This window comes from Desertibaculum subflavum, from assembly GCA_003576705.1.
GTDB classification, from domain to species: domain Bacteria; phylum Pseudomonadota; class Alphaproteobacteria; order Ferrovibrionales; family Ferrovibrionaceae; genus Desertibaculum; species Desertibaculum subflavum.
This window is the reverse complement of sequence record QOZS01000024.1, coordinates 1-25,297: the sequence shown is the minus strand read 5'-3', so window position 1 is coordinate 25,297 and position 25,297 is coordinate 1. Positions and strand designations below refer to the sequence as shown.

Genomic DNA, 25,297 nt, shown 5'->3' with positions numbered 1-25,297 from the left:
GGGAGCCACATCGCGCGATGACGCCGGCCCGCAAAATCGCGCCGCCGGACTGGATGACGGCACCGGCCGCCGGCGCGGTGCTGGGCGCGCTCGCGCGTGCCGGCGGCGCGGCCCGCTTCGTCGGCGGCTGCGTGCGCGACGCGGTGATCGGGCGCAACGTCACCGATGTCGACATCGCAACCGACCTTGCGCCGGAATCGGTGATGACAGCGCTGAAGCAGGCCGGTCTGAAGGCGGTGCCGACCGGCATGGCCCATGGCACGGTGACGGCCGTTTCCGAGCACCGCCCCTACGAGATCACGACGCTCAGGCGCGATGTCGAGACCGATGGGCGCCACGCCAGGGTCGAGTTCACCGACGACTGGGCGGCGGATGCGGCACGGCGCGACTTCACCATGAACGCGCTCTATGCCGATGCCGACGGCACGGTCTACGACCCGACCGGCGGCCTTGCCGACCTCGCCGCGCACAGGGTGCGGTTCGTCGGCGCACCGGCGCAGCGGATCGAGGAGGATGCGCTGCGCATCCTGCGCTTCTTCCGCTTCCACGCGCATTACGGCCAGGGCGAGCCCGACATGGCCGGCCTCGATGCCTGCGCCGCCGCCGCCGCGAGGATCGCCGGCCTGTCGGCCGAGCGCGTCGCCCAGGAAATGCGCAAGCTGCTCAAGGCCGAGGCGGCGCCGCAGACGGTATGGCTGATGTCGGCGCGCGGCATCCTGGCGCCGGTCAGCCCCGCACTCACCCGCTTCGAACGGCTGGACCGGCTGGTCGCGATCGAGCGCGAGCTGGGCGAGGCCGAGCCGATGCGGCGCCTCGCCGCGCTGCTCCCGACCGATGAAGCGGCGGCCCTCGCCCTCGCCGAGCGGCTGAGGCTCTCGGTCAAGGAGCGCGAACGGCTGGCAGCGATGACGCATCTGCCGTCGCCGCCGATCGCCGCGCGCGTCGAGCGCTATCGCCGCGGCGCCGAGGGCTTTCGCGATGCCGTGCTGCTGGCCGGCGCCGACGGTGCCGACTGGCGCGCGGCGCTCGATGCGGCCGGGAGTTGGCGCCCGCCCGCCTTCCCGCTGCGCGGTGCCGATCTGCTGAAGCTCGGCCTCGCACCGGGTCCGGCGGTCGGCGAGTTGCTGCAGCGGCTGGAGCGCGAATGGATCGCCGGCGGCTTCAGGCCGGGCAAGGCAGGCCTGCTCGCCCGCGCCCGGGAAGCCGCCGCTCAGGTGAAGTAGACGCGGCCCTCGATCGACTCGGCGCCATCGCGCGGCAGCAGATTGGATGGTTCGGCGATGGCCCGCGCCGCAGCGGCGGCGGCGATGGCGGCATCCAGCGCGTCGCCGCCATTATCTGCCACCATCGCATCCCGCAGGCGTCGCGCCGGGGCGTCGATCCAGGCACGATCGACCAGCGCGTCGAGGATACGCCGGCGCGCCGCCCGGCGTGCCGGCTCGCGGCCCTTGTACGGTTCGCGCAGGCCGAGATGCAGCAAGGCCGAGGCCGGACAGGTTTCGAGCAGCCAGGCGCGGTCGGGCGATGCAACGGTCAAGGGCGGCACCGCCACCAGCCCATCCGCCACCAGCGGCCCGACGAGATGCGCAAGGCCGGACCAGGTCTGTCGGAACAGGCGCAGATTGTGCGCGGCGAAGGGCGTGCGTGCTTCCCGATCGCAAGCGCGCCGGGCGCTGCGCTCATCGACCTGCCCCGCGCACCAGGCGCGGAAGGATTCTGGGTCAGCGAAGCGCGCCGGAAATCCGGCGACGAAACGCTGCCAGCCGCCATCCCCGATCAGCGCGGCGGCGAGCGAAACCGGGAAATCGGCGCCGATCGCGGCGTCGCGCGCCGCGGCGAGATGCGCGCGCAGCGCCGGAAACACCTGGCCTGGCATCGAGCCGACCTGCAGGCGGTCGGACGCCGTCGCCAGCGCGTCGAGCTTCAGCCCGCGCCGGCCCGGTGTACCTTCGGCGATCCAGATGCGCCGGCCGCAATCCTGCGCGCCGGAAAAATCGAGACCCAGAACGCGCCGCCGCGACGTCAGTTGTTGGCCACCTTGACGAGGCGGCCCTTGGCGGTGCGCACCTTGTCGCCGTCGACGATGCGGTCGAATTCGAGCTCCATGCCCATATCGGTCAGGCGGCGGGCGAAGCTCTGCAGTTCGTAGGAGCCGCCGGCGCCGATCACCATCACGTTCACGGTCAGGGTGCGGCCCTGAATGCCGGCCCAGGCGAATTGGCCCTGCATCGGGTCCGCCGACCCCTCGGCACGCCAGATGCCGGGCTGGGCCGCGGGCCGGAACACCAGCTCCGCGGCGCGCTTCTCCAGAGTGGGGTTCCGCGGATCGCCCTTCTGCCGGCGGATCGTGGTCCAGCTCACCCGAAAGCCGTTGCCGGCCGGCTGGATCAGCACGTCCATGTCGCGCGCGGTGACGGCGAAGGTGATCGACTTGTCGGTCTCCGAGATCGCGTTGCCCTGCCAGCGGCCATAGAAGGCGGAGATATTGAGATCGGCCGCGGCAGCCGGTACGGCTACGCCGATAACACACGCCAGAATCAGCCAGAATCGCCGCATATCCGCCTCCCCGCGAGACCCGGCGGCGACTGTAGGCAGCGGCCCCCTCGCGCGCAATCGGGCCCGCCGGCCGGGGTGCTGTGCCTTGCAAATCGCGGCCGACCGGCTAGGTTGCCGCCATCGCGCACTCGTAGCTCAGTTGGATAGAGCGCTGCCCTCCGAAGGCAGAGGTCACAGGTTCGAATCCTGTCGAGTGCGCCACTCGCTTTTGCGGCCTCTTCCCGCCAACCAGGAAGACGCGTTGAGCCTGGGGCCGGCCGCCGCAGGGATGGTAGGGCTCAAGCCAGCTCGATGTTCGGCACACCTCGGCGGGCACGCTCGCCTGGAATTTTTCCGGAGCGGGCCGGATCGCGTGCTATCAACTTCTGTCCTGGCCGGGTGTCCGCCCGGTTGCCTCGACTATGTGCGCCTGTGCACCAAGGTTGGGGAGTCCTGAGTGCCATTCATATTCGAGGACTGCGTGCTCGACACTGGCCGGCGGGAGCTGTCGCGCGGGGCAGAGGTCGTCGCCATCGGTCCGCAAGTCTTCGACCTGCTGGTCTACCTGGTCAGCAACCGCCAGCGCGTGGTCAGCAAGGACGACCTGCTCGATGCCGTCTGGGGCGGGCGGATTGTTTCCGAATCGACCATCACCAGTCACATCAATGCGGTGCGCAGGGCGATCGGCGACAGCGGCCAGGAGCAGCGGCTGCTCCGAACCGTCGCCCGCAAGGGTTTCCGGTTCGTCGGCGCCGTCAGCGAAACGCCGCTATCGGACCGTCCCGGAACTCCGGACGCCGCGACCGGTGAAGTCGACGGAAGATACCGGCTCAAGACGATCGCGCATCCGTTGCGCGAAGCCAACGGAGCCGGCCACGAGCAGGCCAGGCTGGAAGCCGCGCTGCCGCTGCCTGACAAGCCGTCGATCGCGGTGCTGCCGTTCGAGAACATGAGCGGCGATATCGAGCAGGACTACTTCGCCGACGGCATCGCCGAGGATGTCATCACGCTCCTGTCGAGATCGCGCGCGCTGTTCGTCATCGCCCGTAATTCGAGCTTCATCTACAAGGGCCGCACCGTCGACATGAAGCAGGTCGGCCGGGAGCTCGGCGTGCGCTATGTGCTGGAAGGCAGCGTGCGCAAGGCCGGCAACCGCGTCCGGGTGACCGGGCAGCTGGTCGAGGCGGCGACCGCCAGCCACCTCTGGGCCGAGCGCTACGACCGCGATCTCACCGACATCTTCGTCGTGCAGGACGAGATCGCGGCCAGCGTCTCGGCGGCGATACTGCCCGCCATGGAACGCAGCGAGAGCGAGCGCGCCGCGCGCAAGCCGCCCGACAGCCTCGACGCCTGGGACTGCTACTACCGCGGGATGTGGCATTTCGCCAAGATCGAGGCGGTCGAGATCGAGAATGCGCGGACCTTCTTCCGGCGCGCCCTCGACCTCGACCCGCGATTCGCCCCGGCGGCTGCCGCTCTTTCCCTCAACTACATGAACGAGATGACCATCTTCCGCCCTGACCTGCGCGCGGTGAACATTCCGCTGGCACGCGATCATGCGCGGCATGCGGTAAGCATCGACGCGACGGACGCGGCAGCCCACGCCGCGCTGGCCCGCGCTTTCTGGATGTCGGGACGGCATGCCGAGAGCCTTGCCGAGGCCGATATCGCGGTGCGCTGCAACCCCAATTCCGCCGCGGCGCACGGTGCCTGCGGTGGCGCCCGTCTTTGGGGTGGCTTGCCGCGCGACGCGATCGAACCGCTGCAGACCGCCATGCGGCTGAGCCCGTTCGATCCCCTCATGCCGCTCTGGCGACACTTCGTTGCCCTCGCGCAATATTGGAGCGAGGACTATGAGCGGGCGGTCGCCGCGGCACGGCGGCTGCGCCAGTCGTTCCCCGATTTCCGCCTGCCCTATTACACGTTGATCGCGGCTCTTGGTCAGGTGGGCAATGCGGCCAAGGCCCGCGCCGTGATGGACGACGCGCTGGAGAAGTTCGGCGAGGCCTTTCGCATCCTGATGCGCCTTCCCGCCGACGAGCTGCTCGAATTCCGTCCCGACGACCGCGAGCGCCTGATCGACGGATTCCGGAAGGCAGGGCTCGCGTGAGAGATCGCTAGAGGCCAAGCTCCGCGCGTTTCTTCCTGCTCAGCCCCGCCGCGACCAGCGCGTGCGAGCCCTTCAGGTAGAGCTTCAGCTCCTTCTTGCCGAGGCCGCGCTCAAAGCTCTGGATCCACTTCATGCCGCGCGAGGCGAGGTAGGGCGCCGGCCGGCAGCCCGGTGCCTCGCGCAGCATCTCGAACCCGATATCGGACACTTTGAAGGTGATGCCCGGATGCTCGCCGCGCGCCCAGCCGCCGATGGCGAAGACCTTGCCGCCCACCTTCCAGACATGCGCCCCGCCCCATTGCACGACATAAGTGGCTGCCGGCAGGCCGCCGCAGAACGCGTTGAACTCGCGATAGGTGAGCGGCACGCTACGTCCTTCCGTGCTCGGCTCAGCCGGTGATCCAGTCCCACTGTCCCGGCTGTCCGGGCTCGTGCACGCGGTCAGGCCCGCCGGGGGCGCAGGCCTGGATGGCGCGCCAGGCGGCCAGCGCGGCCGGACTGTCGCCCCCCTCGCGCACTTCCGCGAAGATGCGCTGCGGCGCGGTTTCCTGCAGCCGCGCTTCGTAGACGACAGCGCCCTCGCGCGCCGGGCTCGCCAGGATGGCGATGCGCTGGTCGTCCCGGATGGTGCCGATGGCGCCGTATTGCGGGCCGAGCAGGTCGGCGGCGCAGGTCGCCACCAGCTGGTAATCGCCGGCGAGGTTGCCGCGCCAGCCGCGCGGCTCGGCGCAGCCTGCAGCGGCGATCAAAACACAGAAAACTGCGAGCCGCTGCATGTGAGCGCCTCTCCCCGAATGGCTTTGCCGCAGTCTAGCGCAACGCCTTGAGCAGCACCTGCGCAATGTGCTGGGCCTCGCGGCCCGTACCGTCGGCGATCTGGTGGCGACACGAGGTGCCGTCGGCCACCAGCAGCGTCTCCGCGTCGCTCGCCCGGATGCGCGGCAGCAGCGCGAGTTCGCCCATCTGCATCGACATGTCGTAATTCGCCGCCTCGTAGCCGAAGGCGCCGGCCATGCCGCAGCAGCTGGTCTCGATCACCTCGACCTGCAGTTCCGGGATCGCTTTCAGCAGCGCCACGGTCGGCTGCACGGTATCGAAGGCCTTCTGGTGGCAATGGCCGTGGATCAGCGCGCGCTTCTGGGCCAAGGCGACGAGCGGCAAGGTGCAGCGCCCGGCCGCGAGCTCGGCGGCGAGGAACTCCTCGAACAGCAGCGCGCGCCGGCCGAGCTCGCGCGCGGCCGGTCCGGGCAGAAGGGCCTGCAATTCGTCGCGCAAGGTGAACAGGCAGGATGGCTCGAGCCCCAGAATCGGCAGCGCTCGCGCCACATAGGGCGCCAGGGCGTCGGTAAGCCGCGTCGCCTCCGCGCGCGCCTCGTCCACCAGGCCGGCGGCGAGGAAGGTGCGGCCGCAGCAGAGCGGCCGCCCGCCGGCGCCGCCGACCACATGCACGCGATAGCCGGCGATACGCAAGACCGCCAGCGCCGCTTCCACATTCTCCGGCTCGAACCAGGTGTTGAAGGTGTCGGCCAACAGCACGACATCGGCCGACGCCGCGCCATCGGCTACGGCGCGGAACGGCCGCCGGCTCCAGCGCGGCAGCGGGCGCTGCCGCGCGAAACCCGCGAGCTTCTCGGAGAGTGCGGCGAGGCCCGGCACCTTGTCGCGCAAGGCGAGCAGGCCGCCGAGCCGCGAGGCATAGCGCGCGTAGCGCGGCAGATAGGCGACCAGCCGGTCGAACGGGCGCAGGCCGCGGCGCTGGCGATAGTGGTACAGGAATTCGGTCTTCATCCGCGCCATGTCGACGCCGGTCGGGCATTCGCGCTTGCAGCCCTTGCAGCCGACGCAGAGCGACATCGTCTCGTACATCGCATCCGAGGTGAGCGCGTCCGGCCCGAGCTGACCGGAAAGCGCAAGACGGAGCGTGTTGGCCCGGCCGCGCGTGAGATCGCGCTCATTGCCGGTGACGCGCCAGGACGGGCACATGGTGCCGGCATCGAACTTGCGGCAATGGCCGTTGTTGTTGCACATCTCGACTGCGCCGAGGAAGCCGCCGGCATCCGGCCAGTCGAGCGCTGGCCTGACCGGCTCGGGGCGATAGCGCTCGCTGAAGCGGAACAGCGCGCGGTCGTCCATCTTGCTCGGCCGTACGATCTTGCCCGGATTCATCAGCCCCTTCGGATCGAACAGATCCTTGATCTCCTCGAAGGCCGAGGTGAGGCGCGGGCCGAAGAACGGCGCGATCCATTCCGAGCGAACGAGACCGTCGCCGTGCTCGCCGGAATAGGCCCCCTTGTATTCGCGCACCATGGCCGCCGCCTCCTCGGCGATGGCGCGCATCTGGCGCGGCCCGTCCTCCGTCTTCATGTTCAGGATCGGCCGCACGTGCAACGTGCCGACGGAGGCGTGGGCATACCAGGTGCCCCTGGTGCCGTGCTTCTCGAACACGCGGGTCAGGCGCGCCGTGTACTCGGCGAGGTGCTCCAGCGGCACCGCGCAATCCTCGATGAAGCTGACCGGCTTTCCGTCGCCCTTCATCGACATCATGATGTTGAGGCCGGCCTTGCGTACTTCCCAGATATCGCGCTGCAGCGTCGCGTCGGTCACTTCGACCACGCCGCCCGGCAGGCCGAGATCGCCGAGCAGCACGACCAGGTCCTTCAGCTTGCCGAGCTGCTCCGCCGGGTCCTCGCCGGCGAACTCGACCAGCAGGATCGCATCCGGCTCGCCTTTCAGGAATTTCGCGACCGTGCCGGCAAAGGCCGGGTTGCCGCGCGCCAACTCGATCATGGTGCGGTCGACCAGCTCCACCGCGGTCGGCCCGAGCGTCACGATGTGCCGCGTCAGGTCCATCGCCTGGTAGAAGGTCGGGAAGTGGCAGACGCCGAGCGTGCGGTGCTTCGGCAGCGGCGCGAGCTTCAGGTGCAGCTGGCGCGAGAAGGCGAGCGTGCCTTCCGAGCCGACCAGAAGATGCGCGAGGTTGTGGCCCTCGGGCCGCACCGTCTCGAGATTGTAGCCGCCGACCCGGCGCAAGAGCTTCGGATAGCGCGCCTCGATCTCGGCCGCTTCGCGCGCGGCGATGGCGCGCACGCGCCCCGCAATGTCGAGCAGGCGCGACGGCCCGCTGAGATTCGAGAGGTTGCCGTCGATCTGGCCGAAATAGGCTTCCGTCCCATCGGCGAGCGTCGCGTCGATGCCGAGGACGTTGTGCACCATGTTGCCGTAGCGGATCGAGCGCGAGCCGCAGGAATTGTTGCCGGCCATGCCGCCGATCGTCGCCTGCGCGCTGGTCGAGACATCGACCGGGAACCAGAGCCCGTGCGGACGCAGGAAGGCGTTGAGCTTGTCGAGCACGATCCCGGGCTCGACCGTCACCGTCGCCTGGCTGCGGTCGAAGGCAACGATCTTGTTCACGTGCCGGGAGAGGTCGATGACGACCGCCTCGCCCACCGTCTGGCCGCATTGCGAGGTGCCGGCGCCGCGCGGCAGCACGGGTGCGCCTTCATCGATGGCGATGGCCAGTGCCGCCGCCGCATCGGCCTGATCGACCGGGACGACGACGCCGATCGGTTCGATCTGGTAGATCGACGCATCGGTCGCATAGCGGCCGCGGCTCGCCGCGTCGAACATCACGGCGCCCCGCAGCTCGCGTTCGAGCCGCGCCTGCAGCCGCGTCCTAGCCGTCGTCGCAATCGCCATTCGGGCGCCTCCCGCGCGACCTGCATCTTACGTCGCCCCGCGCCGCGCGCACCAGCCGCGCGCACCAGCCGGGCACGCCGGCCGGGCACACCGGAACGTGTCGTTGACTTCGCGCGGCGTAGCGCTTTGATGACCTATCGAGGGGTCGACCAGCGACGGGGAGCGCGATGATCCGGTACAGCAACGCGGCGAGCGGGCGGCACTTCCTGCAGATTCCCGGGCCGACCAACGTGCCCGACCGCATCCTGCGCGCGATCGACCACCCGACCATCGACCACCGGGGCCCGGAATTCGGCGTGCTGGGCCGCAAGGTGCTGGCCGGGATCAAGCCGATCTTCGGCACGGAGTGCGATGTCGTGATCTATCCGGCCTCCGGCACCGGCGCCTGGGAGGCGGCGCTGGTCAACACGCTGTCGTCCGGCGACCGCGTGCTGATGTTCGAGACCGGGCATTTCGCCACGCTGTGGCGTGAGCTCGCCGAGCGACTCGGCCTGAAGGTCGACTTCGTCGCCGGCGACTGGCGCCGCGGCGTCGATGCCGGGCTGGTCGAAGCCCGCCTCAAGGAGGACCGCGGGCACGCCATCAAGGCCGTCATGGTGGTGCATAACGAGACCTCGACCGCGGTCACGACGCGGGTCGACGCGGTGCGCCGCGCCATCGACGCGGCCGGGCACCCGGCGTTGCTGATGGTCGACACCATCTCATCCCTCGCCTCGATCGAATACCGGCACGACGAATGGGGCGTCGACGTCACCGTCGCCGGCTCGCAGAAAGGCCTGATGCTGCCGCCCGGCCTGTCGTTCAACGCGATCAGCGCCAAGGCGCTGGCCGCGCACAAGCAGGCCGGCCTGCCGCGCAGCTACTGGGATTGGGGGCCCATGCTGGCCGCCAACAAGAACGGGTATTTTCCCTACACGCCGGCCACCAACCTGCTCTACGGCCTCCACGAGGCGATCGAGATGCTGATGGAGGAGGGCCTGGCCAACGTCTTCGCCCGGCACGACCGGCATGCCGAGGCGACGCGCAGCGCCGTCCGCGCCTGGGGGCTGGAGCTGCTCTGCGTCAACCCGGCCGAGTATTCGAGCGCGCTGACCGCCGTGCTGATGCCGGCCGGCCACGATGCCGACGCGTTCCGCAAGCAGACGCTGGAGGCCTACGACCTGTCGCTCGGCGCCGGATTGTCAAAGGTGGCGGGGAAGGTGTTCCGCATCGGCCATCTCGGCAGCTTCAACGACCTGATGCTGCTCGGCACGCTGGGCGGGGTGGAGATGGGGCTGTCGCTGGCCGGGGTGCCGCACGCCAAGGGCGGGGTGCAGGCGGCGATGGAAGTCCTGACCGGCCCGAAACCGGGCGGGGCCGTCAAGGATGCGCCCGCCCGTTCTGTCGCCTGACGCCGCTCAGATCAGGTTGGTAACCACCACGGTAACCGCCACCAGCCAGATGCAGAGGCCGCCGACCATGCCGGCAAAGCTCGGCCGGGTGCTGCCGTAATCGGCGTTCTGATAGCTGTACAGCGCTTCGCGGCTGGTGATCTGGATCGTCATGGCTCTTCCCCTGTCTCTGCCGGCCGCCGTCCCCGGTGGCCTTGTTCTGATGGTGGGAGAGTAACCCGCGCCCCGCCCGCCCGCTGTGGCGGTCATCAAGCTTAACGCGTGATGAATGTCACCGTCCCGGCAGGTTTGCGCGCTGCCCCGCCTGCTCCGGATGCAAACGAATTTCATAAAATCCAATATAAATCCAAGACAAACTCAAGTATTAAGGTCGATTTCACTTGCACAACCTTCCTGGATTTAACAATTCTTTATGACACCTCGCCAGTATCGGCAGGGACAGGTAGAGCGTGAGGTCGCGGCCATGACGAGCAAGCGAACCAATTCGATTCGGAATCTCCTGCGTCGCCTGCGCGACGACAGGCGGGGCACCATGGCGGCCGTGATGGCGGTCGCCGCCGTTCCCATCATCGGCATTGCCGGCGTGGGCGTCGACACCGCCCGCGGCTACATGCTCAAGCAGCGCATGTCGCAGGCGCTCGACGCCGCCGCCCTGGCCGGTGCGCGGGTGATGTATCACGAGAGCCGGGACGCAGACATTGCGAAGTTCTACTTCGCCAACATTCAGCCCGGCTATCTGGGTGCGACCCTGCAGCAGCCGTCGATCCAGGCATCTGTGGACCAGGAGACGCTGACGCTGACCGCGGCCGCGACCCTGCCGTCCACCTTCACACGGGTGCTGGGCGTCGAGGCGATCCCCGTCACCGCGGCGACGGAGGTGAAGCGCGCCTCGCAGAACGTCGAGGTGTCTCTCGTCCTCGACTTGACCTCGTCCATGGACGGCCAGCGCGAGGAGGATCTTCGCGCCGCCGCCAAGGAGCTGGTCGACATCGTGGTGAAGGACCAGCAGACGCCGAGCTACAGCAAGGTGGCGCTGGTGCCCTATTCGGCCGCGGTGAATGCCGGCGTCTATGCCAACGCCGTCCGCGGGACGCCCACCGCTGGCTGCAACACCTTCGGCTGCACCCAGTATCGTTTCCGGCGCTATTCCGACAATTCCAACGTCACGTTCAACATCTCGACCTGCGTCACCGAGCGTGAGGGGGCCAACGCCCTCACCGACGCATCGCCCGCGGTCTCGCCGGTCGGCAAGAACTACACCGACCCCGGCGGGTACAACCCCTGCCAGTCGAGCCCGATCCGGCCGCTGACCAGTAACAAGGCGGATCTGCACGCCTGGATCGACGCCATGAACGCCAACGGCTCGACCGGTGGCCAGATCGGCGTGGCCTGGGGCTGGTATCTGGTGTCCCCGACCTTCACCGCCGGCATGGGCGCCGGCCTTCCGGCCAGCAGCACGGCGGGCTCCTATGGCGACGACAAGTTGCTGAAGGCCGTCGTGATCATGACGGACGGCGAGTACAACAGCATCTACCACAATGGCGTCATCGCCAAGAACTCCATCAGCGGCAGCGGTGCCAACCAATACAAGATCAACGAGAACTCCAATCACGGCAGCTCCTACGCACAGTCCGAGGCGCTCTGCACCGCCATGAAGGCGCAGGGGATCACCGTCTACACTGTGGGCCTGGACGTGATCGACACCCCGGCGGCAACAAGCCTGGTGCAGAACTGCGCCACCAGCCCGGCCCACGTCTATCTGCCCAATGACGGCGTGGAGCTGCAGGACGCGTTCCGCGCCATCGGCAAGAGCATCTCCACCCTGCGGCTCTCGAAGTAGGGGAAAAATGAACCGATCCGGACCTTTTATATCTGTCCGGGAGGGCAGTGGCGACCCCGGGAGGGACCAGCCGGTCCGATTGCAGAAAAATAGGACATATAATCTGACCTAAATGGCATTTTAGCCATAGCCACAGGGACCCGCACCGATTAAGGTGCGGGTCCCGATCGCTTCCGGGCGCTCGGATCACGCCAGTTTCCGAGAGTTCGGGGGTCGAGATGGCCGAGCAGATGCTGAAATTCGTGTCGGTGCCGCAACGGATGCCCGACAAGCGCCCGGCCGACCAGCGGCGGCGCGATTTCGGCGAGATCTATCAGGCCTTCAGCACCGACCAGGCAGCGCAGCAATCGTCCCGCTGCTCGCAATGCGGGGTGCCGTTCTGCCAGGTGCACTGCCCGCTCGGCAACAACATCCCGGACTGGCTGAAGCTGACCGCCGAGGGCCGGCTGGAAGAGGCCTACGAGACCGCCCAGGCAACCAACACCTTCCCCGAGATCTGTGGCCGCATCTGCCCGCAGGACCGGCTCTGCGAAGGCAATTGCGTCATCGAGAAGGGGTTCGAGGCGGTCACCATCGGCTCGATCGAGAAGTACATCACCGAGAACGCCTTCGAGATGGGCTGGGTGAAGCCGCCCAAGCCACGCCGCGAGCGCAAGGAATCCGTCGGCATCGTCGGCGCCGGCCCCGCCGGACTCGCCGCCGCCGACATGCTGCGCCGCATGGGCTATCAGGTCACCGTCTATGACCGATACGACCGGGTCGGCGGGCTGCTGATCTACGGCATCCCGAACTTCAAGCTGGAGAAGCAGGCGGTCGAGCGCCGCACGAAGCTGCTGGTCGAGGGCGGCATCCGCTTCGAGCTGAACTGCGAAGTCGGCCGCGACGTCTCGCTCGCCACGCTCCGCGACCGCCACGCGGCGGTGCTGGTCGCCACCGGCGTCTACCGGGCGCGCGAACTCGCGGCGCCGGGCCGCGAGCTCGGCAACATCGTGCCGGCCATGGACTATCTCACCGCCTCGAACCGCACGGGCCTCGGCGACGCCGTGCCGGCCTTCGCGGACGGCACGCTCGATGCCGAGGGCAAGCGCGTGGTGGTGATCGGCGGCGGCGACACGGCGATGGACTGCGTGCGCACCGCGGTGCGCCAGGGCGCGAAGTCGGTGCAGTGCCTGTATCGCCGCGACCGCGCCAACATGCCGGGCAGCCTGCGCGAGGTGAAGCACGCGGAGGAGGAAGGCGTCGAGTTCCTGTGGCTGACCCAGCCGCTCGGCTTCCGCGGCCGCACCGGCAAGCTCACCAAGCTGAAGGTGCAGCGCATGAAGCTCGGCCTCGCCGATGCCGCCGGCCGCGCCGCGCCGAAACCGGTCGAGGGCTCGGAATTCGACCTCAAGGCGGATCTCGCCATCCTGGCGCTCGGCTTCGATCCCGAAGACCTGCCGGCCATGTTCGCCGATCCCGATCTCGCCGTGACCCGCGCCGGCACGCTCAAGATCGACTTCCGCAAGTTCGAGACCTCGCTGCCCGGCGTGTTCGCCGCCGGCGACATCGTGCGCGGCGCCTCGCTGGTCGTCTGGGCGATCCGCGACGGCCGCGACGCCGCCCAGGCGATGCACCGCTACATTTCCGCCCGTGCCATGTCCGGCGCGGCGCTGGCCGCCGAGTAAGGGGAGACCCGGCCATGACCGACTACGTCACCCAGTGGCAATCCGAGACCGCCCGCCTGGCACGCGATGGCATGTACGACCCGCGCGACGAGCACGATGCCTGTGGCGTCGGCATGATCGTCGCGCTGGACGGCCAGCGCTCGCGCCGCGTGGTCGAGGCCGGCATCCAGGCCTTGAAGGCGGTCTGGCATCGCGGCGCGGTCGACGCCGACGGCAAGACCGGCGACGGCGCCGGCATCCATGTCGAGATCCCGCAGGATTTCTTCAAGGAACACATCCGCTCCACCGGCTTCACCCCGTCGGAGGCCAAGCTCGCCGTCGGCATGGTGTTCCTGCCGAAGACCGATTTCGCCGCCCAGGAGACCTGCCGCACCATCGTCGAGGCCGAGATCCTGGCCTTCGGCCACGGCATCTTCGGCTGGCGCCAGGTGCCCTGCGACGTCTCGGTGATCGGCGAGAAGGCGAACGCCACGCGGCCCGAGATCGAGCAGATCATGATCGAGAACCGCAAGGGTCTCGACGACCAGGCCTTCGAGCGCGAGCTCTACCTGATCCGCCGCCGCATCGAGAAGGCGGTGCTGCGCGCGCATATCACCGACTTCTACATCTGCTCGCTGTCATGCCGCTCCGTCATCTACAAGGGCATGTTTCTGGCCGAGCAGCTCGCCGTCTTCTATCCCGACCTGAACGACGCGCGCTTCATCTCGTCCTTCGCCATCTTCCACCAGCGCTACTCGACCAACACCTTCCCGACCTGGCGGCTGGCGCAGCCGTTCCGCATGCTCGCCCATAACGGCGAGATCAACACCGTGCGCGGCAACATCAACTGGATGCGCAGCCACGAGATCCGCATGGCCTCCGAGGCCTTCGGCGAGCATGGCGAGGACATCAAGCCGGTGGTGCAGTCGGGCTCCTCCGACTCGGCCGCGCTCGACGCGGTGTTCGAGGTGCTGGTGCGCGCCGGCCGCACCGCGCCGCTGGTCAAGACGCTGCTGATTCCGGAGGCGTGGTCGAACAAGCCGTCGATGCCGGAGAGCCACCGCGCGCTCTATGCCTATTGCAACTCGGTCATGGAGCCGTGGGACGGACCGGCGGCGATCTGCGCCAGCGACGGCCGCTGGGCGATCGCCGGCATGGACCGCAATGGGCTGCGGCCGATGCGCTATTCGATCACCGAGGACGGGCTGCTCTTCGTCGGCTCCGAGACCGGCATGGTGCCGCTGCCCGAGAGCGAGATCATCGAGAAGGGCCGCGTCGGCCCCGGCCAGATGCTCGCTGTCGACCTGAAGAAAGGCAGGCTCTATCGCGACCGCGCGGTGAAGGACAAGCTCGCCGCCGAGCAGCCCTATGAGGACTGGGTCAAGGGCGTGGCCGAGCTCGCCTCCTTCTTCGCCGCGGCCGACGAGACCGCCGGCAGCTTCGACAAGGGCGAGCTGCGCCGCCGCCAGATCGCCGCCGGCTATACCTTGGAAGACCTGGAGATGATTCTCCATCCGATGGTGGAGGATGCCAAGGAAGCGGTCGGCTCGATGGGCGACGACACGCCGCTCGCCGTGCTGTCGGACCGCCATCGCGGCCTGCACCACTATTTCCGCCAGCAGTTCAGCCAGGTGACCAACCCTCCGATCGACTCGCTACGCGAGCGGCGCGTCATGAGCCTGCGCACCCGACTCGGTAATCTCGGCAACGTGCTGGACGAGGATGCGAGCCAGATGCGCATCCTGCTGCTCGAGAGTCCGGTGCTGACCAATGGCGAGTACCGGATCCTGCGCGAGCGCATGGGCGAGAGCGCGGCCGAGATCGACTGCACCTTCGAAGTGGAGGGCGGGCCGGAGGCGTTGAAGCGCGCGGTCGCGCGGATTCGCAAGGAGGCCGAGATCGCCGTGCGCGGCGGCCATGTCCACCTGATCCTGACCGACGAGCACGTCTCCGACGAGCGCGCCGGCATGCCGATGATCCTGGCCGCCGGCGCAGTGCATTCGCATCTCGTCCAGGAGGGGCTGCGCACCTTCACCTCGCTCAACGTGCGCGCGGCCGATTGCCTGGACGTGCATGCCTATGCCGTGCTGATCGGCGTCGGCGCGACCACGGTGAACGCCTATCTCGCCCAGGCCTCGATCGCCGATCGCCATGCCCGCGGCCTGTTCGGCCAGCGGCCGCTGAAGGAATGCGTGGCACGGTTCAAGGAATCGATCGACCAGGGCCTGCTCAAGGTGATGTCGAAGATGGGCATCTCGCTCGTCTCGTCCTATCGCGGCGGCTACAACTTCGAGGCCGTCGGCCTGTCGCGCGCGCTGGTCGCCGATCTGTTCCCCGGCATGGTCAGCCGCATCTCCGGCATCGGCCTGCCCGGCTTGCAGACCAAGGTGCTGGAGCTGCACAGCAACGCCTATTGGCAGGAATCGAACGTCCTGCCGATCGGCGGGCTCTACAAGTACCGCCGCGGCGGCGAGCGGCATGCCTGGGAAGGCGAGCTGATCCACATGCTGCAAACGGCAGTCGGCACCGAGAGCTTCTCGCTGTTCAAGCGCTACAGCCAGGCCTTGCGCGACGGCCCGATGGTGTCGATCCGCTCGCTGCTCGACTTCCGGCCGGATCGCGCCCCGATCGATGTCGAGGAGGTCGAGAGCATCACCGAGCTGCGCAAGCGCTTCGTCACGCCCGGCATGTCGCTCGGCGCCCTCGGCCCCGAGGCGCACGAGACCTTGACCATCGCGATGAACCGGATCGGCGCCAAGTCGGATTCCGGCGAGGGCGGCGAGAGCTCGGCCAACTTCAAGGCACGCCCGAACGGCGACAACGCGAACTCCTCGATCAAGCAGGTGGCCTCCGGCCGCTTCGGCGTCACCGCCGAATACCTGGTCAACTGCAAGGAGCTGGAGATCAAGGTCGCGCAAGGCGCCAAGCCCGGCGAGGGCGGCCAGCTGCCCGGCTTCAAGGTGACCGAGCTGATCGCCAAGCTGCGCCACGCCACGCCCGGCGTGATGCTGATCTCGCCGCCGCCGCATCACGACATTTATTCGATCGAGGACCTGGCGCAGCTGATCTACGACCTGAAGCAGATCAACCCGGAGGCCAAGGTCTGCGTGAAGCTGGTGGCGGAGAGCGGCATCGGCACCATCGCCGCCGGCGTCGCCAAGGCGAAGGCCGACGTGATCCTGATCTCAGGTCATGTCGGCGGCACCGGCGCCAGCCCGCAGACCTCGATCAAGTATGCCGGCATCCCCTGGGAGATGGGCCTTTCCGAGGTCAACCAGGTGCTGACCTTGAACAAGCTGCGCCACCGCGTGCTGCTGCGCACCGATGGCGGCATCAAGACCGGCCGCGACGTGGTGGTGGCGGCGATGCTGGGCGCCGAGGAATTCGGCGTCGGCACCGCCGCGCTGATCGCCATGGGCTGCATCATGGTCCGGCAGTGCCATTCCAATACCTGCCCGGTCGGCATCTGCACGCAACGCGAGGATCTGCGCAAGAAGTTCGAAGGCACGCCGGACAAGGTGATCAACCTGTTCAGCTTCATCGCCGAGGAGGTGCGCGAGATCCTGGCATCGCTCGGCTATCGCTCGCTGAACGAGGTGATCGGCCGCGCCGACCTCCTGAAGCAGGTGAGCCGCGGCAGCGCGCATCTGGAAGACCTCGACCTCAACCCGCTGCTCACCATGGCCGATGCCGGCGACAATGCGCGGCATTGCACGCTCCAAGGCCGCAACGAGGTGCCGGACACGCTGGACGCCCAGATGATCAAGGATGCCGAAGCGCTGTTCGCCCATGGCGAGAAGATGCAGCTCGCCTACACGATCCGGAACACGCACCGGGCCATCGGCACGCGCTTCGCCTCGCTGGTCACGCAGAAGTTCGGCATGACCGGGCTGCAGCCAGGCCATGTCACCGTCCGGCTACGCGGCTCCGCCGGCCAGTCGCTCGGCGCCTTCGCGGTGCAGGGCATGAAGCTCGAAGTGCGCGGCGATGCCAATGACTATGTCGGCAAGGGCCTCTCCGGCGCCACCATCGTGGTGCGTCCGATGGCCTCGTCCAAGCTGGTGGCGCGCGACAATACCATCATCGGCAACACGGTCCTCTACGGCGCGACCGGCGGCAAGCTGTTCGCCGCCGGCCAGGCGGGCGAACGCTTCGCGGTGCGCAATTCCGGCGCGCTGACCGTGGTGGAAGGCTGCGGCGCCAATGGCTGCGAGTACATGACCGGCGGCGTAGCGGCGATCCTCGGCCCGGTGGGCGACAACTTCGCCGCCGGCATGACCGGCGGCATGGCCTATGTCTACGACCCGGAGGACGAGCTGCCGGTGCTGATCAACGACGAGAGCGTGGTCTACCAGCGCATCGCCTCGGCGCACTGGGACGGCGTGCTGCGCGAGCTGATCGCGGAGCATGCCCGCGAGACCGGCTCGATCTTCGCCCAGAGCCTGCTCGCCGACTGGGAGCGCGAGCGCGACCGGTTCTGGCAGGTCTGCCCGAAGGAGATGGTGCATCGCTTGGCGCACCCGCTCTCCGACCAGGCGGCGGCCGCAGCGGAGTAGCCGCTGGGCGCAGGCTAAGCCCGCGCCAAGGCGCTTATCGGCGGATCGGTGCGCTCGTTCGCTGCCGATTTGGTCTCGCGCAGTCGGATCCGCGTCGCCGGCAGAATGACGGTGACGCGGGTTCCCTCGCCCGGCGTGCTGGCAAGTTCGAGCGTGCCGCCATGCAGCTCCGTCAGCACCTTGGCGAGCGGCAGGCCGAGGCCGGTGCCTTCGTGCTTGCGCTGGAATTGCGATTCGATCTGCTCGAACGGACGCAGCACGCGCTGCAGGTCGTAATCGGCGATGCCGATGCCGGTATCCTCGACCACCAGGCGCAGCGCGCCGTCCCGGTCGAGCCCGGCGCGCACCGTGGCGCTGCCGCCCGGCGGCGTGAACTTGACCGCGTTCGAGACCAGGTTCAGCAGGATCTGGCGCAGCTTGGTGATGTCGCCTGTGACCAGCACGTCGGGCCGGTCGGCGGCGTCGAGGTGCACGCCGCCCGCCATGGCGCGGCCGGCCAAGGTCTTCAGGCAGGGGACGACGATGTCGTTCAGATGCGCCGTCTCCTCGACCAGTTCGAGGCGTCCCGCATCGGCCTTGGCGATCTCCAGGATGTCGCCGATGACGGTCAGCAGGTGCTTGCCGCTCTGGTGGATGTCGTTGGCATAACCCCGGTAGCGCTCGGAGATCGACCCGAACAGCTCCTTGGCGATGACCTCGGAGAAGCCGTTGATGGCGTTGAGCGGCGTGCGCAGCTCGTGGCTCATCAGCGCGAGGAATTCCGACTTGGCCCGATTGGCCGCCTCGGCCGCGTCTTTCGCCTCGACCGCCGCGCGCTCGCGCTCCGCCGCGATCGCCGCCGCGACGGCCGCATGGCGCCGCTGGTACTGCAGGCGGAAGACGGCCGCCGCGAGGACGGCGACGCCGATCAGGAACACCAGGCAGCCGATCGCGACGGCGTCGCGCAGCGCCTCGGCCAGGAAGCGGTCGGCCGGAACATCGATCACGAAGGCGCCCATGACGTCGTTCAGCGCCCAGGCGGGCCGGCCGTTCAGATGTTGGTTGTGGCACTCGACGCAGGCGGCCTGCGTCGCCACCGAGGGCGAGATGGTGCGGAAGAACGTCTCGCCGCCGGCTATGCGCCAATGCGATATCGGCGCGGCATCGCGCGTGCGCGCCGCCTCGCTCAATGCGTCGATCGTATCGGGATCGCGCGGCGCGATGGCGATCTCGCGACCAGGGATGCCCAGCCATTCGATGCGCAGCGCGTTCAGGCTGGTGTTCTTCTTGTTGAACAGGTCGATCGAGTGGGCCCGGAAGGTCGCCGGCACCGGCGCGCCTTTGGCCAGGTGCCGCATGCGATAGTCGGTATAGGTGCCGACGAAGGCCTCGACCAGCTTGAGCGCGGTCAGCTTCTCCTCGAGCTTCGTCGTTTCGAACCACTCGACGCTGCGGCGATAATTGCCCCAGGCCACGCCGATGGCGGCAGCGGCGACCAGCACGAACATGGCGGCCAGCAGCCACTCGGAACGGTTGCGACGCGCGGGGGAGTTCAAAGAATTCATGGCGGCAGGATCGCGCGCAATCCCTAACGAAATTCCGCCCTCACGCCAGAAGTGATGCAATCGGCGCGCGACCGCTCAGCGGCGCCGCTTGGCCGCCAGGCTCGCGCCGATCACGGCGACGGTCACCGCCGCGATCATCATGGTTGATATGGCGTTAATCTCCGGGCTGACACCGAGGCGGACCTGGCTGTAGATCCGCATCGGCAAGGTGGTGGCGCCGGGCCCGCTGGCGAAGGACGCGATCACCAGGTCGTCCAGCGACAGCGTGAAGGCAAGCAGCCAGCCGGCCAGCACCGCGGGCGCGATCACCGGCAAGGTCACCCGGAGGAAGGCGCGCATCGGCGTGGCGCCGAGATCCATCGCCGCCTCTTCCAGCGCCGGATCGAAGCTGGCGAGCCGGCTCGACACCACCACAGCGACGAAGGCGGCGCCGAAGGTCGCATGCGCCAGGATCACCGTACCGATGCCGCGGTCGAGATCGAGCCGCACGAAGAGCAGCAGCAGCGCCAGGCCGAGGATCACCTCGGGCAGCACCAGCGGCGTGAGGAAGCCGATCCGGAACAGCGCCCGGCCGCGGAAGCGCGGCAGCCGGGTCAGCACGAAGGCGCCGATCGTGCCGACGACGGTCGCCAGCGTCGCCGCGGCGAGCGCGACCTGCAGGCTGACCCAGATGGAGGCGACGAGCTGTTCGTTCCGCAGCGCTTCGCCATACCAGCGCGCCGACCAGCCGGCCCAGACATTGACCTGGCGGCCGGCGTTGAACGAGCCGATGACCAGCAGGACGATCGGCAGGTAGAGGAAGGCGAAGCCGGCGGTCAGCACGGTGACGCCGAACAGACTGTTGCCGCGCCGCATCAGGCCAGGCCCTCGCCGGCGCGGCGCTGCGCGCGGTCGAGCGCGGCGATGCCGACCAGCACCAGGACCAGCAGCACGACCGCGAGCGCCGCGGCGACCGGCCAGTCGCGGTTGGCGAAGAACTCGACCCAGAGCGTCTTGCCGATCATCAGCGTGTTCGGCCCGCCGAGCAGATCGGGGATGACGAACTCGCCCATCGCCGGGATGAAGACCAGCAGGCAGCCCGCCGCAATGCCGGGCCGGGCCAGCGGCAGCGTGATGCGGAAGAAGGTGGCGGTGCCGCGGGCGCCGAGATCGGCCGCGGCCTCGCGTAGCGCGGGATCGATGCGCTCGATCGCCACGTAGAGCGGCAGCACCATGAACGGCAGATAGGCGTAGACGATGCCGAGATGGATCGCCCATTCGGTGGTGAGGATGGTCAGCGGCTGGTCGATCAGGCCGAGCGCCAGCAGCAGCTCGTTCAGCAGGCCTTCGTTCTTCAGGATGCCGATCCAGGCATAGACGCGGATCAGGAACGAGGTCCAGAACGGCAGGATGACCAGCAGCAGCAGCGCGCCGCGGAAGCGCGGCTCAGCCCGCGCGATGCCATGCGCGATGGGAAGGCCGATCAGCAAGGTGAGCGCGGTCGCGACGGCGGCGATGCGGAGGCTGGTCAAGAGCGAGGCGGTGTAGAGCGCGTCGGAGGCGAGAAGGCGGTAGTTCTCGACATTGCCGCTGACGCTCGGCCCGCTCTCGCTCCAGCCGAACACGGGCAGGTAAGGCGGGATGGCGGAGACGACCTCGGAGAAGCTGATCTCCGCCACGATCAGGAGCGGCCAGGCGACGAACAGCACGAGCCAGAGCGCCGGCAGCAGCACGGCGAGGCGCAGGCCCCAGTTCGCGCTCATGCCGGCAGCACGGTGATGGCCTCGAGCGGAATGGTCAGCATCAGCCGGTCGCCGGCCACGAGCGGCGGGCCGGCGCCGTTGACCCGGGTCACCTCGAGCGCGGTGCCGTCCGGCAGGCGGACCTGCAGGTGGCTGATATCGCCGAGATACTCGACCGCCTCGATCGTACCGACCGCGGTGTTGCGGCCATCGGCGCCGATGGCGATCTTCTCCGGCCGGATCGCCAGGGTGACGCGGCTGCCCGGCGCCGCGTCGCCGGCGAAATGCAGGCGGGCACCGCCGGGAAGCGCGGCCACGCCCGGCTCGACGATGGCCGCCTCCAGCAGGTTGCAATCGCCGAGGAACTCGGCGACGAAGCGGCTGGCCGGGCGCTCGTAAAGCTCGGCCGGCGTGCCGACCTGGACGATGCGGCCGCGGTCCAGCACGGCGATGCGGGTGGCCAGCGCCAGCGCCTCGTCCTGGTCGTGCGTCACCATGACGAAGGTGAGGCCGAGGCGCTGCTGCAAGGCCCGCAGCTCGGCCCGGGTCTTCTCCCGCAGGCGCCGGTCGAGCGCGGCGAGCGGCTCGTCGAGCAGCAGCAGCTCCGGCCGCTTGACGATGGCGCGGGCGATGGCGACGCGCTGGCGCTGGCCGCCGGAGAGCTGGTCGGGCTTCCTGTCCTCGAAGCCCGACAGCTCCACCTGCGCCAGGGCCTCGGCGACGCGGGCCTGGATCTCGGACTTGCCCACGCGCTCCATCTCCAGGCCGAAGGCGACGTTCCGCGCCACCGAGAGATGCGGGAACAGCGCATAGGCTTGGAACACCATGTTGACCGGCCGGTGATAGGGCGGCACCTGCGCCACGTCGCGGCCGGCGATCACCACCCGGCCCTCGTCCGGCAGCTCGAAGCCGGCGAGCAGGCGGAGCAAGGTGGTCTTGCCCGAGCCCGAGGGGCCGAGCAGGGCGAAGAACTCGCCCTTGGGGATCTGCAGGTCGACGCGATCGACCGCCGTCACCCGGCCATAGCGCTTGGTGACGCCCGCCAGCTCCACATGGGCGGTCACCTCACTGCCCGGCCTTGATCCGCGTCCACATGCGGTTGAGCTGGGTCTGCTGGCGCTGGGCGTAGGGTGAGATGGTGAAGAGCGTCGCGATCCGCGCCGGCGGCGGATAGATCTCCGGGTCCTGCTTGATCGCGGCCTCGACGAACCTGTCGGCGTCCTTGTTGCCGTTCGGGTAGGAGACGGCGTTGGTGCAGCGGGCGATCACCTCCGGCCGCATCATGTAGTCGATGAAGGCATGCGCGGCGTCGGGATGCGGCGCGTCCGCAGGAATCGCGAAACTGTCGAACCACATCTGCGCGCCCTCGCGCGGGATCTTGTAAACGATCTCGACGCCCGACTTCGCCTCCGCCGCGCGGGCTTTGGCCTGCAGGATGTCGCCCGACCAGCCGAAGGCGAGGCAGGTATCGCCGTTCGCCAGGTCCTCGATGTACTGGCTGGAATGGAACTTGCGGATATAGGGCCGGATCGCCATCAGGGCCTTCTCGGCCTTCTCCAGATCGGCCATCTGCTTGCTGTCGGGATCGAGGCCGAGATATTTCAGCGCCGCCGGGAAGAGCTCGGCCGCATCGTCCAGCACGTTGACCCCGCAATCGGCGAAGCGCTTCACCACGTTCGGATCGAACAGCATGCGGAGCGAACCGGTCGGCGCGTCCGGCATCCGCTCGGCGATCTTCTTCGCGTTGTAGCCGATGCCGGTGGTGCCCCACATATAGACCACGGCGTGGGCGTTGCCGGGGTCGTAGCGCGCCATGCGCTCGGCGATCACCGGCGACATGTGCTTGAGGTTCGGCAGCTTGGCCTTGTCGAGCTTGCGGTGCACGCCGGCCTGGATCTGGCGCGCCAGCGCGTAGGAGGTCGGCGCGACGACGTCGTAGCCGGTCTTGCCGGCCATCAGCTTGGTCTCCAGCACCTCGTTCGAATCGTAGGTGTCGTAGACCACCTTGATGCCGGTCTCCTTGGTGAAGTCCGCCAGCACGTCCTTGTCGATGTAATCCGACCAGTTATAGACGTGGACCACCTTGTCCTCGGCCGCCACGGGCAGCGCGAGGGCGATGGCGGCGAGCACGGCGAGGCCGAAACGCAGCTTCATATCGGGCCGGTCCCCCTGGGCAGACATGGGCTCCGGCCGAGATTTCGCACACCCGGGCGGCTTGTCAATCGCCGCCGCTTCTCACTTGATGCGGAGATCCTCGAGCTCGCGGGCATGGGTGAAGAGCTTAGGGTCGAGCGCTACGTCGAAATGCGCGTCGGCCAGCGCCACTGTGGTCTCCTGCCCGGCCCGGTCCTTGACCACCCATTTGCGGAATTGCAGGGGCTTGTCGGCGAACACCATGGTGAGCTCGCCCTCCTGCGGGTTCTTCTTGTCGCGCACGGTGATCTGCAGGGTCTGCGCCTCGCGGGTGATGCGCGTCACCTCGACCGGATCGGCGAGGCGGACCTCCTTGGCCAGCAGCACCGACAAGGGATTGGAATCGAGCGGCACGCGGTTCGCCTGCTTCAGCTCCTTGTCGTAGAAGGTGATCCAGGAGCCGGAGCCCACCATCAGCACCGGCACCGGCGGCGCGTAATCGACCCGGATGCGGTTCGGCCGCTCCATATAGACGGTGCCCTCGGCCATGCCGCCGTCATGCGCGATCTGCACGAACTTGGATTCGAGCGAGCGGAAGCCGTTGAGATAGGCCTCGACGCGGGCGATGTCGGCCTTGTCTTGTTCCGTGAGCGGCACCGCGGCCGCGGGCGCGGCGAGGGCGGCGGTGACGGCAAGGGCGGCGAGAAGGCGGCGCATGGGGCTCATCATGGCTGTCACTTGGCACTACTCATGGGTGGCGACAATGGCAAGATCGGGGCCGAAGCATGAAATCGGCTTCACGAGAGGGCGAGGGACAGCATGGCCGAGGTGTTGAGTTTCGCGGACGGCAACTACCGCTTCGTCAAGGGCGTCTTCCCCTACTCCGCCGGCGTGGCCGCCCTGCCCGGCTTCGGGCTGGAGCGGGCGCGGTTCCGCAAGCCCGTTGCCGTCGCCGAGGGCTTCCGCGCCATCGCCGCGCATCTGGAAGGCCTCGGCCGGCCGAAGACCGCCTTCGCCGCCTGCGAGCTGCGCTCCCCCGCACCCTTCACCGAGGAGGGCTTCGTCGCCTTCAACCGGCTCTATGTCGGCACCTTGACCGAGTGGAAGATCTTCCGCGACGGCGTCAACCCGGTGGCGCGCAGCAATGTCTGCCCGGAGATCGACAAGCCGGCCGAGCCCGCCTTCTACGCCTTCACCTATACGGTGCCGGCCACCCGGAAAGGGCCGGAGGATTTCGTCGTCGCCGGCTCCGGCGAGGCGCCGGAGGGCCACGCCAATTACCGCGACCACATCACCGCGCGCGGCGACATCAGCCCGGCCGGGCTGAAGACCAAGGCGCGCTGGGTCTTAAGCGAGATGGAGCGCAGGCTCGGCGCGCTGGGCAAGGGCTGGGCCGATGTGACGGAGACCCAGGCCTATACCGTGCACGACCTGCACCCTTTTCTGGCCGGAGAGATCGTCGCCCGCGGGGCGGCGTCCGGGGGGCTGACCTGGCATTTCGCCCGGCCGCCGGTCGTCGAGCTGGAATACGAGATGGATTGCCGGGGGGTGGCGCGGGAAATCGTGATCTGACGCGCCGGCCAAGCTTGGAACCCTTGCCGCGCTGCCGCATTTCTTTGGCGGTGTGAGGCATTTCAACGAGTTGAGATCATGTCCCATGCATCGGACCGCCTGAGGCGCCAGGCCGACAGCGCCCGCGCCGCGGCCGGCATCATGAGCCGCCGGGATATGCGGCATTCCGCGCTCGACATGGCCGCGGGCCTGGACCGCCAAGCCGACGAGGCCGAGGGCAAGCGCGAGGGCCAGGACCAGCCGGGCGACTGAGCGCGGCGCGTCTGTTCCGCGGCGCTTCTGTTCCCTACTTCGTCTTGCCCGGGCTTGACCCGGGCATCCACGGCTCTCCGTGGAGCTGCGGCTGCTACGTGGGTAGCCGGGTCAAGCCCGGCCACTACGGGAAGAGGCCGGCGCGTCTGTTCCGCGGCGTGTCTGTTCCGCGGCGTGTCTGTTCCGCGGCGCGTCTGTTCCCATCAACTCGTCTTGCCCGGGCTTGACCCGGCCATCCGCGGCTCTCCGCGGCGCTGCGGCTGCCGCGTGGGTGGCCGGGTCAAGCCCGGCCACGACGGAATGG

At 68.6% G+C, this 25,297-nt stretch carries 20 protein-coding genes and 1 tRNA gene; 9 read left to right on the top strand and 12 right to left on the bottom strand.

Translation table 11 applies throughout. The features are described from left to right. The first annotated feature begins 17 nt into the window (after positions 1 to 17). Positions 18 to 1,223: a CCA tRNA nucleotidyltransferase gene (locus DT074_RS14160; RefSeq protein ID WP_119420511.1), complete on the top strand. Its 1,206-nt coding sequence runs from the start codon at positions 18 to 20 to the stop codon at positions 1,221 to 1,223. Here the strand turns inward: DT074_RS14160 and DT074_RS14155 are convergent. Continuing rightward, positions 1,211 to 1,876, bottom strand: coding sequence for a DUF429 domain-containing protein (locus tag DT074_RS14155; RefSeq protein ID WP_162914900.1), 666 nt, complete (start codon positions 1,874 to 1,876; stop codon positions 1,211 to 1,213). The two genes, DT074_RS14160 and DT074_RS14155, sit on opposite strands and share 13 nt — an antisense overlap. 146 nt (positions 1,877 to 2,022) lie before the next feature. Beyond that, positions 2,023 to 2,556, bottom strand: a complete 534-nt coding sequence (locus DT074_RS14150; protein WP_119420509.1) for a hypothetical protein — start codon at positions 2,554 to 2,556, stop codon at positions 2,023 to 2,025. A gap of 124 nt (positions 2,557 to 2,680) precedes the next feature. On the opposite strand from DT074_RS14150, the gene DT074_RS14145 reads away from it, so the two are divergent. Then, positions 2,681 to 2,757 (top strand) — tRNA-Arg (locus tag DT074_RS14145). Positions 2,758 to 2,992: 235 nt separating this feature from the next. Next, a complete protein-coding gene (locus DT074_RS14140) occupies positions 2,993 to 4,645 on the top strand; it encodes a winged helix-turn-helix domain-containing protein (RefSeq protein WP_119420508.1) in 1,653 nt (550 codons plus the stop codon). 7 nt (positions 4,646 to 4,652) lie between these two features. Here DT074_RS14140 and DT074_RS14135 read toward each other — a convergent pair whose 3' ends face one another. Genes DT074_RS14135 through DT074_RS14125 form a run of 3 tightly spaced genes read right to left on the bottom strand, consistent with a single transcriptional unit; the run spans position 4,653 to position 8,341 of the window. Next, positions 4,653 to 5,012, bottom strand: a complete 360-nt coding sequence (locus tag DT074_RS14135; RefSeq protein ID WP_119420507.1) for an MmcQ/YjbR family DNA-binding protein — start codon at positions 5,010 to 5,012, stop codon at positions 4,653 to 4,655. A 22-nt stretch (positions 5,013 to 5,034) separates the two neighbouring features. Beyond that, entirely contained in the window at positions 5,035 to 5,421 is a 387-nt protein-coding gene (locus tag DT074_RS14130; protein WP_119420506.1) for a hypothetical protein, read from the bottom strand. A 34-nt stretch (positions 5,422 to 5,455) separates the two neighbouring features. After that, entirely contained in the window at positions 5,456 to 8,341 is a 2,886-nt protein-coding gene (locus DT074_RS14125; RefSeq protein WP_119420505.1) for an FAD-binding and (Fe-S)-binding domain-containing protein, read from the bottom strand. Positions 8,342 to 8,508: 167 nt separating this feature from the next. Between DT074_RS14125 and DT074_RS14120 the strand changes: the two genes are divergently transcribed. Continuing rightward, positions 8,509 to 9,732: a pyridoxal-phosphate-dependent aminotransferase family protein gene (locus DT074_RS14120; protein WP_119420504.1), complete on the top strand. Its 1,224-nt coding sequence runs from the start codon at positions 8,509 to 8,511 to the stop codon at positions 9,730 to 9,732. A gap of 6 nt (positions 9,733 to 9,738) precedes the next feature. On the opposite strand, the gene DT074_RS28070 is transcribed toward DT074_RS14120, so the two are convergent. Beyond that, on the bottom strand, positions 9,739 to 9,885 hold the full coding sequence (locus DT074_RS28070) for a hypothetical protein (protein ID WP_162914899.1): 147 nt from the start codon (positions 9,883 to 9,885) through the stop codon (positions 9,739 to 9,741). A gap of 310 nt (positions 9,886 to 10,195) precedes the next feature. On the opposite strand from DT074_RS28070, the gene DT074_RS14115 reads away from it, so the two are divergent. From DT074_RS14115 to gltB, 3 genes are all read left to right on the top strand, one after another. Next, a complete protein-coding gene (locus DT074_RS14115; RefSeq protein ID WP_162914898.1) occupies positions 10,196 to 11,572 on the top strand; it encodes a pilus assembly protein TadG-related protein in 1,377 nt (458 codons plus the stop codon). A gap of 218 nt (positions 11,573 to 11,790) precedes the next feature. Further along, positions 11,791 to 13,236 carry an NAD(P)-dependent oxidoreductase gene (locus DT074_RS14110; RefSeq protein ID WP_119420502.1) on the top strand — a complete coding sequence of 482 codons (1,446 nt, stop codon included), beginning with the start codon at positions 11,791 to 11,793 and terminating at the stop codon, positions 13,234 to 13,236. A gap of 14 nt (positions 13,237 to 13,250) precedes the next feature. Continuing rightward, positions 13,251 to 17,771: a glutamate synthase large subunit gene (gltB, locus tag DT074_RS14105; RefSeq protein WP_119420501.1), complete on the top strand. Its 4,521-nt coding sequence runs from the start codon at positions 13,251 to 13,253 to the stop codon at positions 17,769 to 17,771. A 14-nt stretch (positions 17,772 to 17,785) separates the two neighbouring features. Here gltB and DT074_RS14100 read toward each other — a convergent pair whose 3' ends face one another. The 6 genes from DT074_RS14100 to DT074_RS14075 all read right to left on the bottom strand — a co-directional run bounded on the left by DT074_RS14100 (position 17,786) and on the right by DT074_RS14075 (position 23,886). Further along, entirely contained in the window at positions 17,786 to 19,315 is a 1,530-nt protein-coding gene (locus tag DT074_RS14100) for an ATP-binding protein (RefSeq protein ID WP_119420500.1), read from the bottom strand. A gap of 75 nt (positions 19,316 to 19,390) precedes the next feature. Further along, positions 19,391 to 20,170: an ABC transporter permease gene (locus DT074_RS14095; protein ID WP_119420499.1), complete on the bottom strand. Its 780-nt coding sequence runs from the start codon at positions 20,168 to 20,170 to the stop codon at positions 19,391 to 19,393. Continuing rightward, positions 20,170 to 21,057, bottom strand: coding sequence for an ABC transporter permease subunit (locus DT074_RS14090; RefSeq protein ID WP_119420498.1), 888 nt, complete (start codon positions 21,055 to 21,057; stop codon positions 20,170 to 20,172). Before DT074_RS14090 ends, DT074_RS14095 begins: the two co-directional genes overlap by 1 nt. After that, on the bottom strand, positions 21,054 to 22,100 hold the full coding sequence (locus DT074_RS14085) for an ABC transporter ATP-binding protein (protein ID WP_119420497.1): 1,047 nt from the start codon (positions 22,098 to 22,100) through the stop codon (positions 21,054 to 21,056). The genes DT074_RS14090 and DT074_RS14085 overlap by 4 nt, the downstream gene beginning before the upstream one ends. Before the next feature lies 1 nt (position 22,101). Further along, positions 22,102 to 23,190 carry a polyamine ABC transporter substrate-binding protein gene (locus DT074_RS14080; protein WP_119420496.1) on the bottom strand — a complete coding sequence of 363 codons (1,089 nt, stop codon included), beginning with the start codon at positions 23,188 to 23,190 and terminating at the stop codon, positions 22,102 to 22,104. An 81-nt stretch (positions 23,191 to 23,271) separates the two neighbouring features. Continuing rightward, positions 23,272 to 23,886, bottom strand: a complete 615-nt coding sequence (locus DT074_RS14075; protein ID WP_162914896.1) for a LolA family protein — start codon at positions 23,884 to 23,886, stop codon at positions 23,272 to 23,274. A gap of 102 nt (positions 23,887 to 23,988) precedes the next feature. Between DT074_RS14075 and cnbZ the strand changes: the two genes are divergently transcribed. Both cnbZ and DT074_RS28065 read left to right on the top strand, forming a co-directional pair. Then, positions 23,989 to 24,741, top strand: coding sequence for a 2-amino-5-chloromuconate deaminase CnbZ (gene cnbZ / locus DT074_RS14070; RefSeq protein ID WP_119420494.1), 753 nt, complete (start codon positions 23,989 to 23,991; stop codon positions 24,739 to 24,741). Positions 24,742 to 24,819: 78 nt separating this feature from the next. Continuing rightward, a complete protein-coding gene (locus tag DT074_RS28065; RefSeq protein WP_162914895.1) occupies positions 24,820 to 24,993 on the top strand; it encodes a hypothetical protein in 174 nt (57 codons plus the stop codon). Positions 24,994 to 25,297 lie beyond the last annotated feature (304 nt).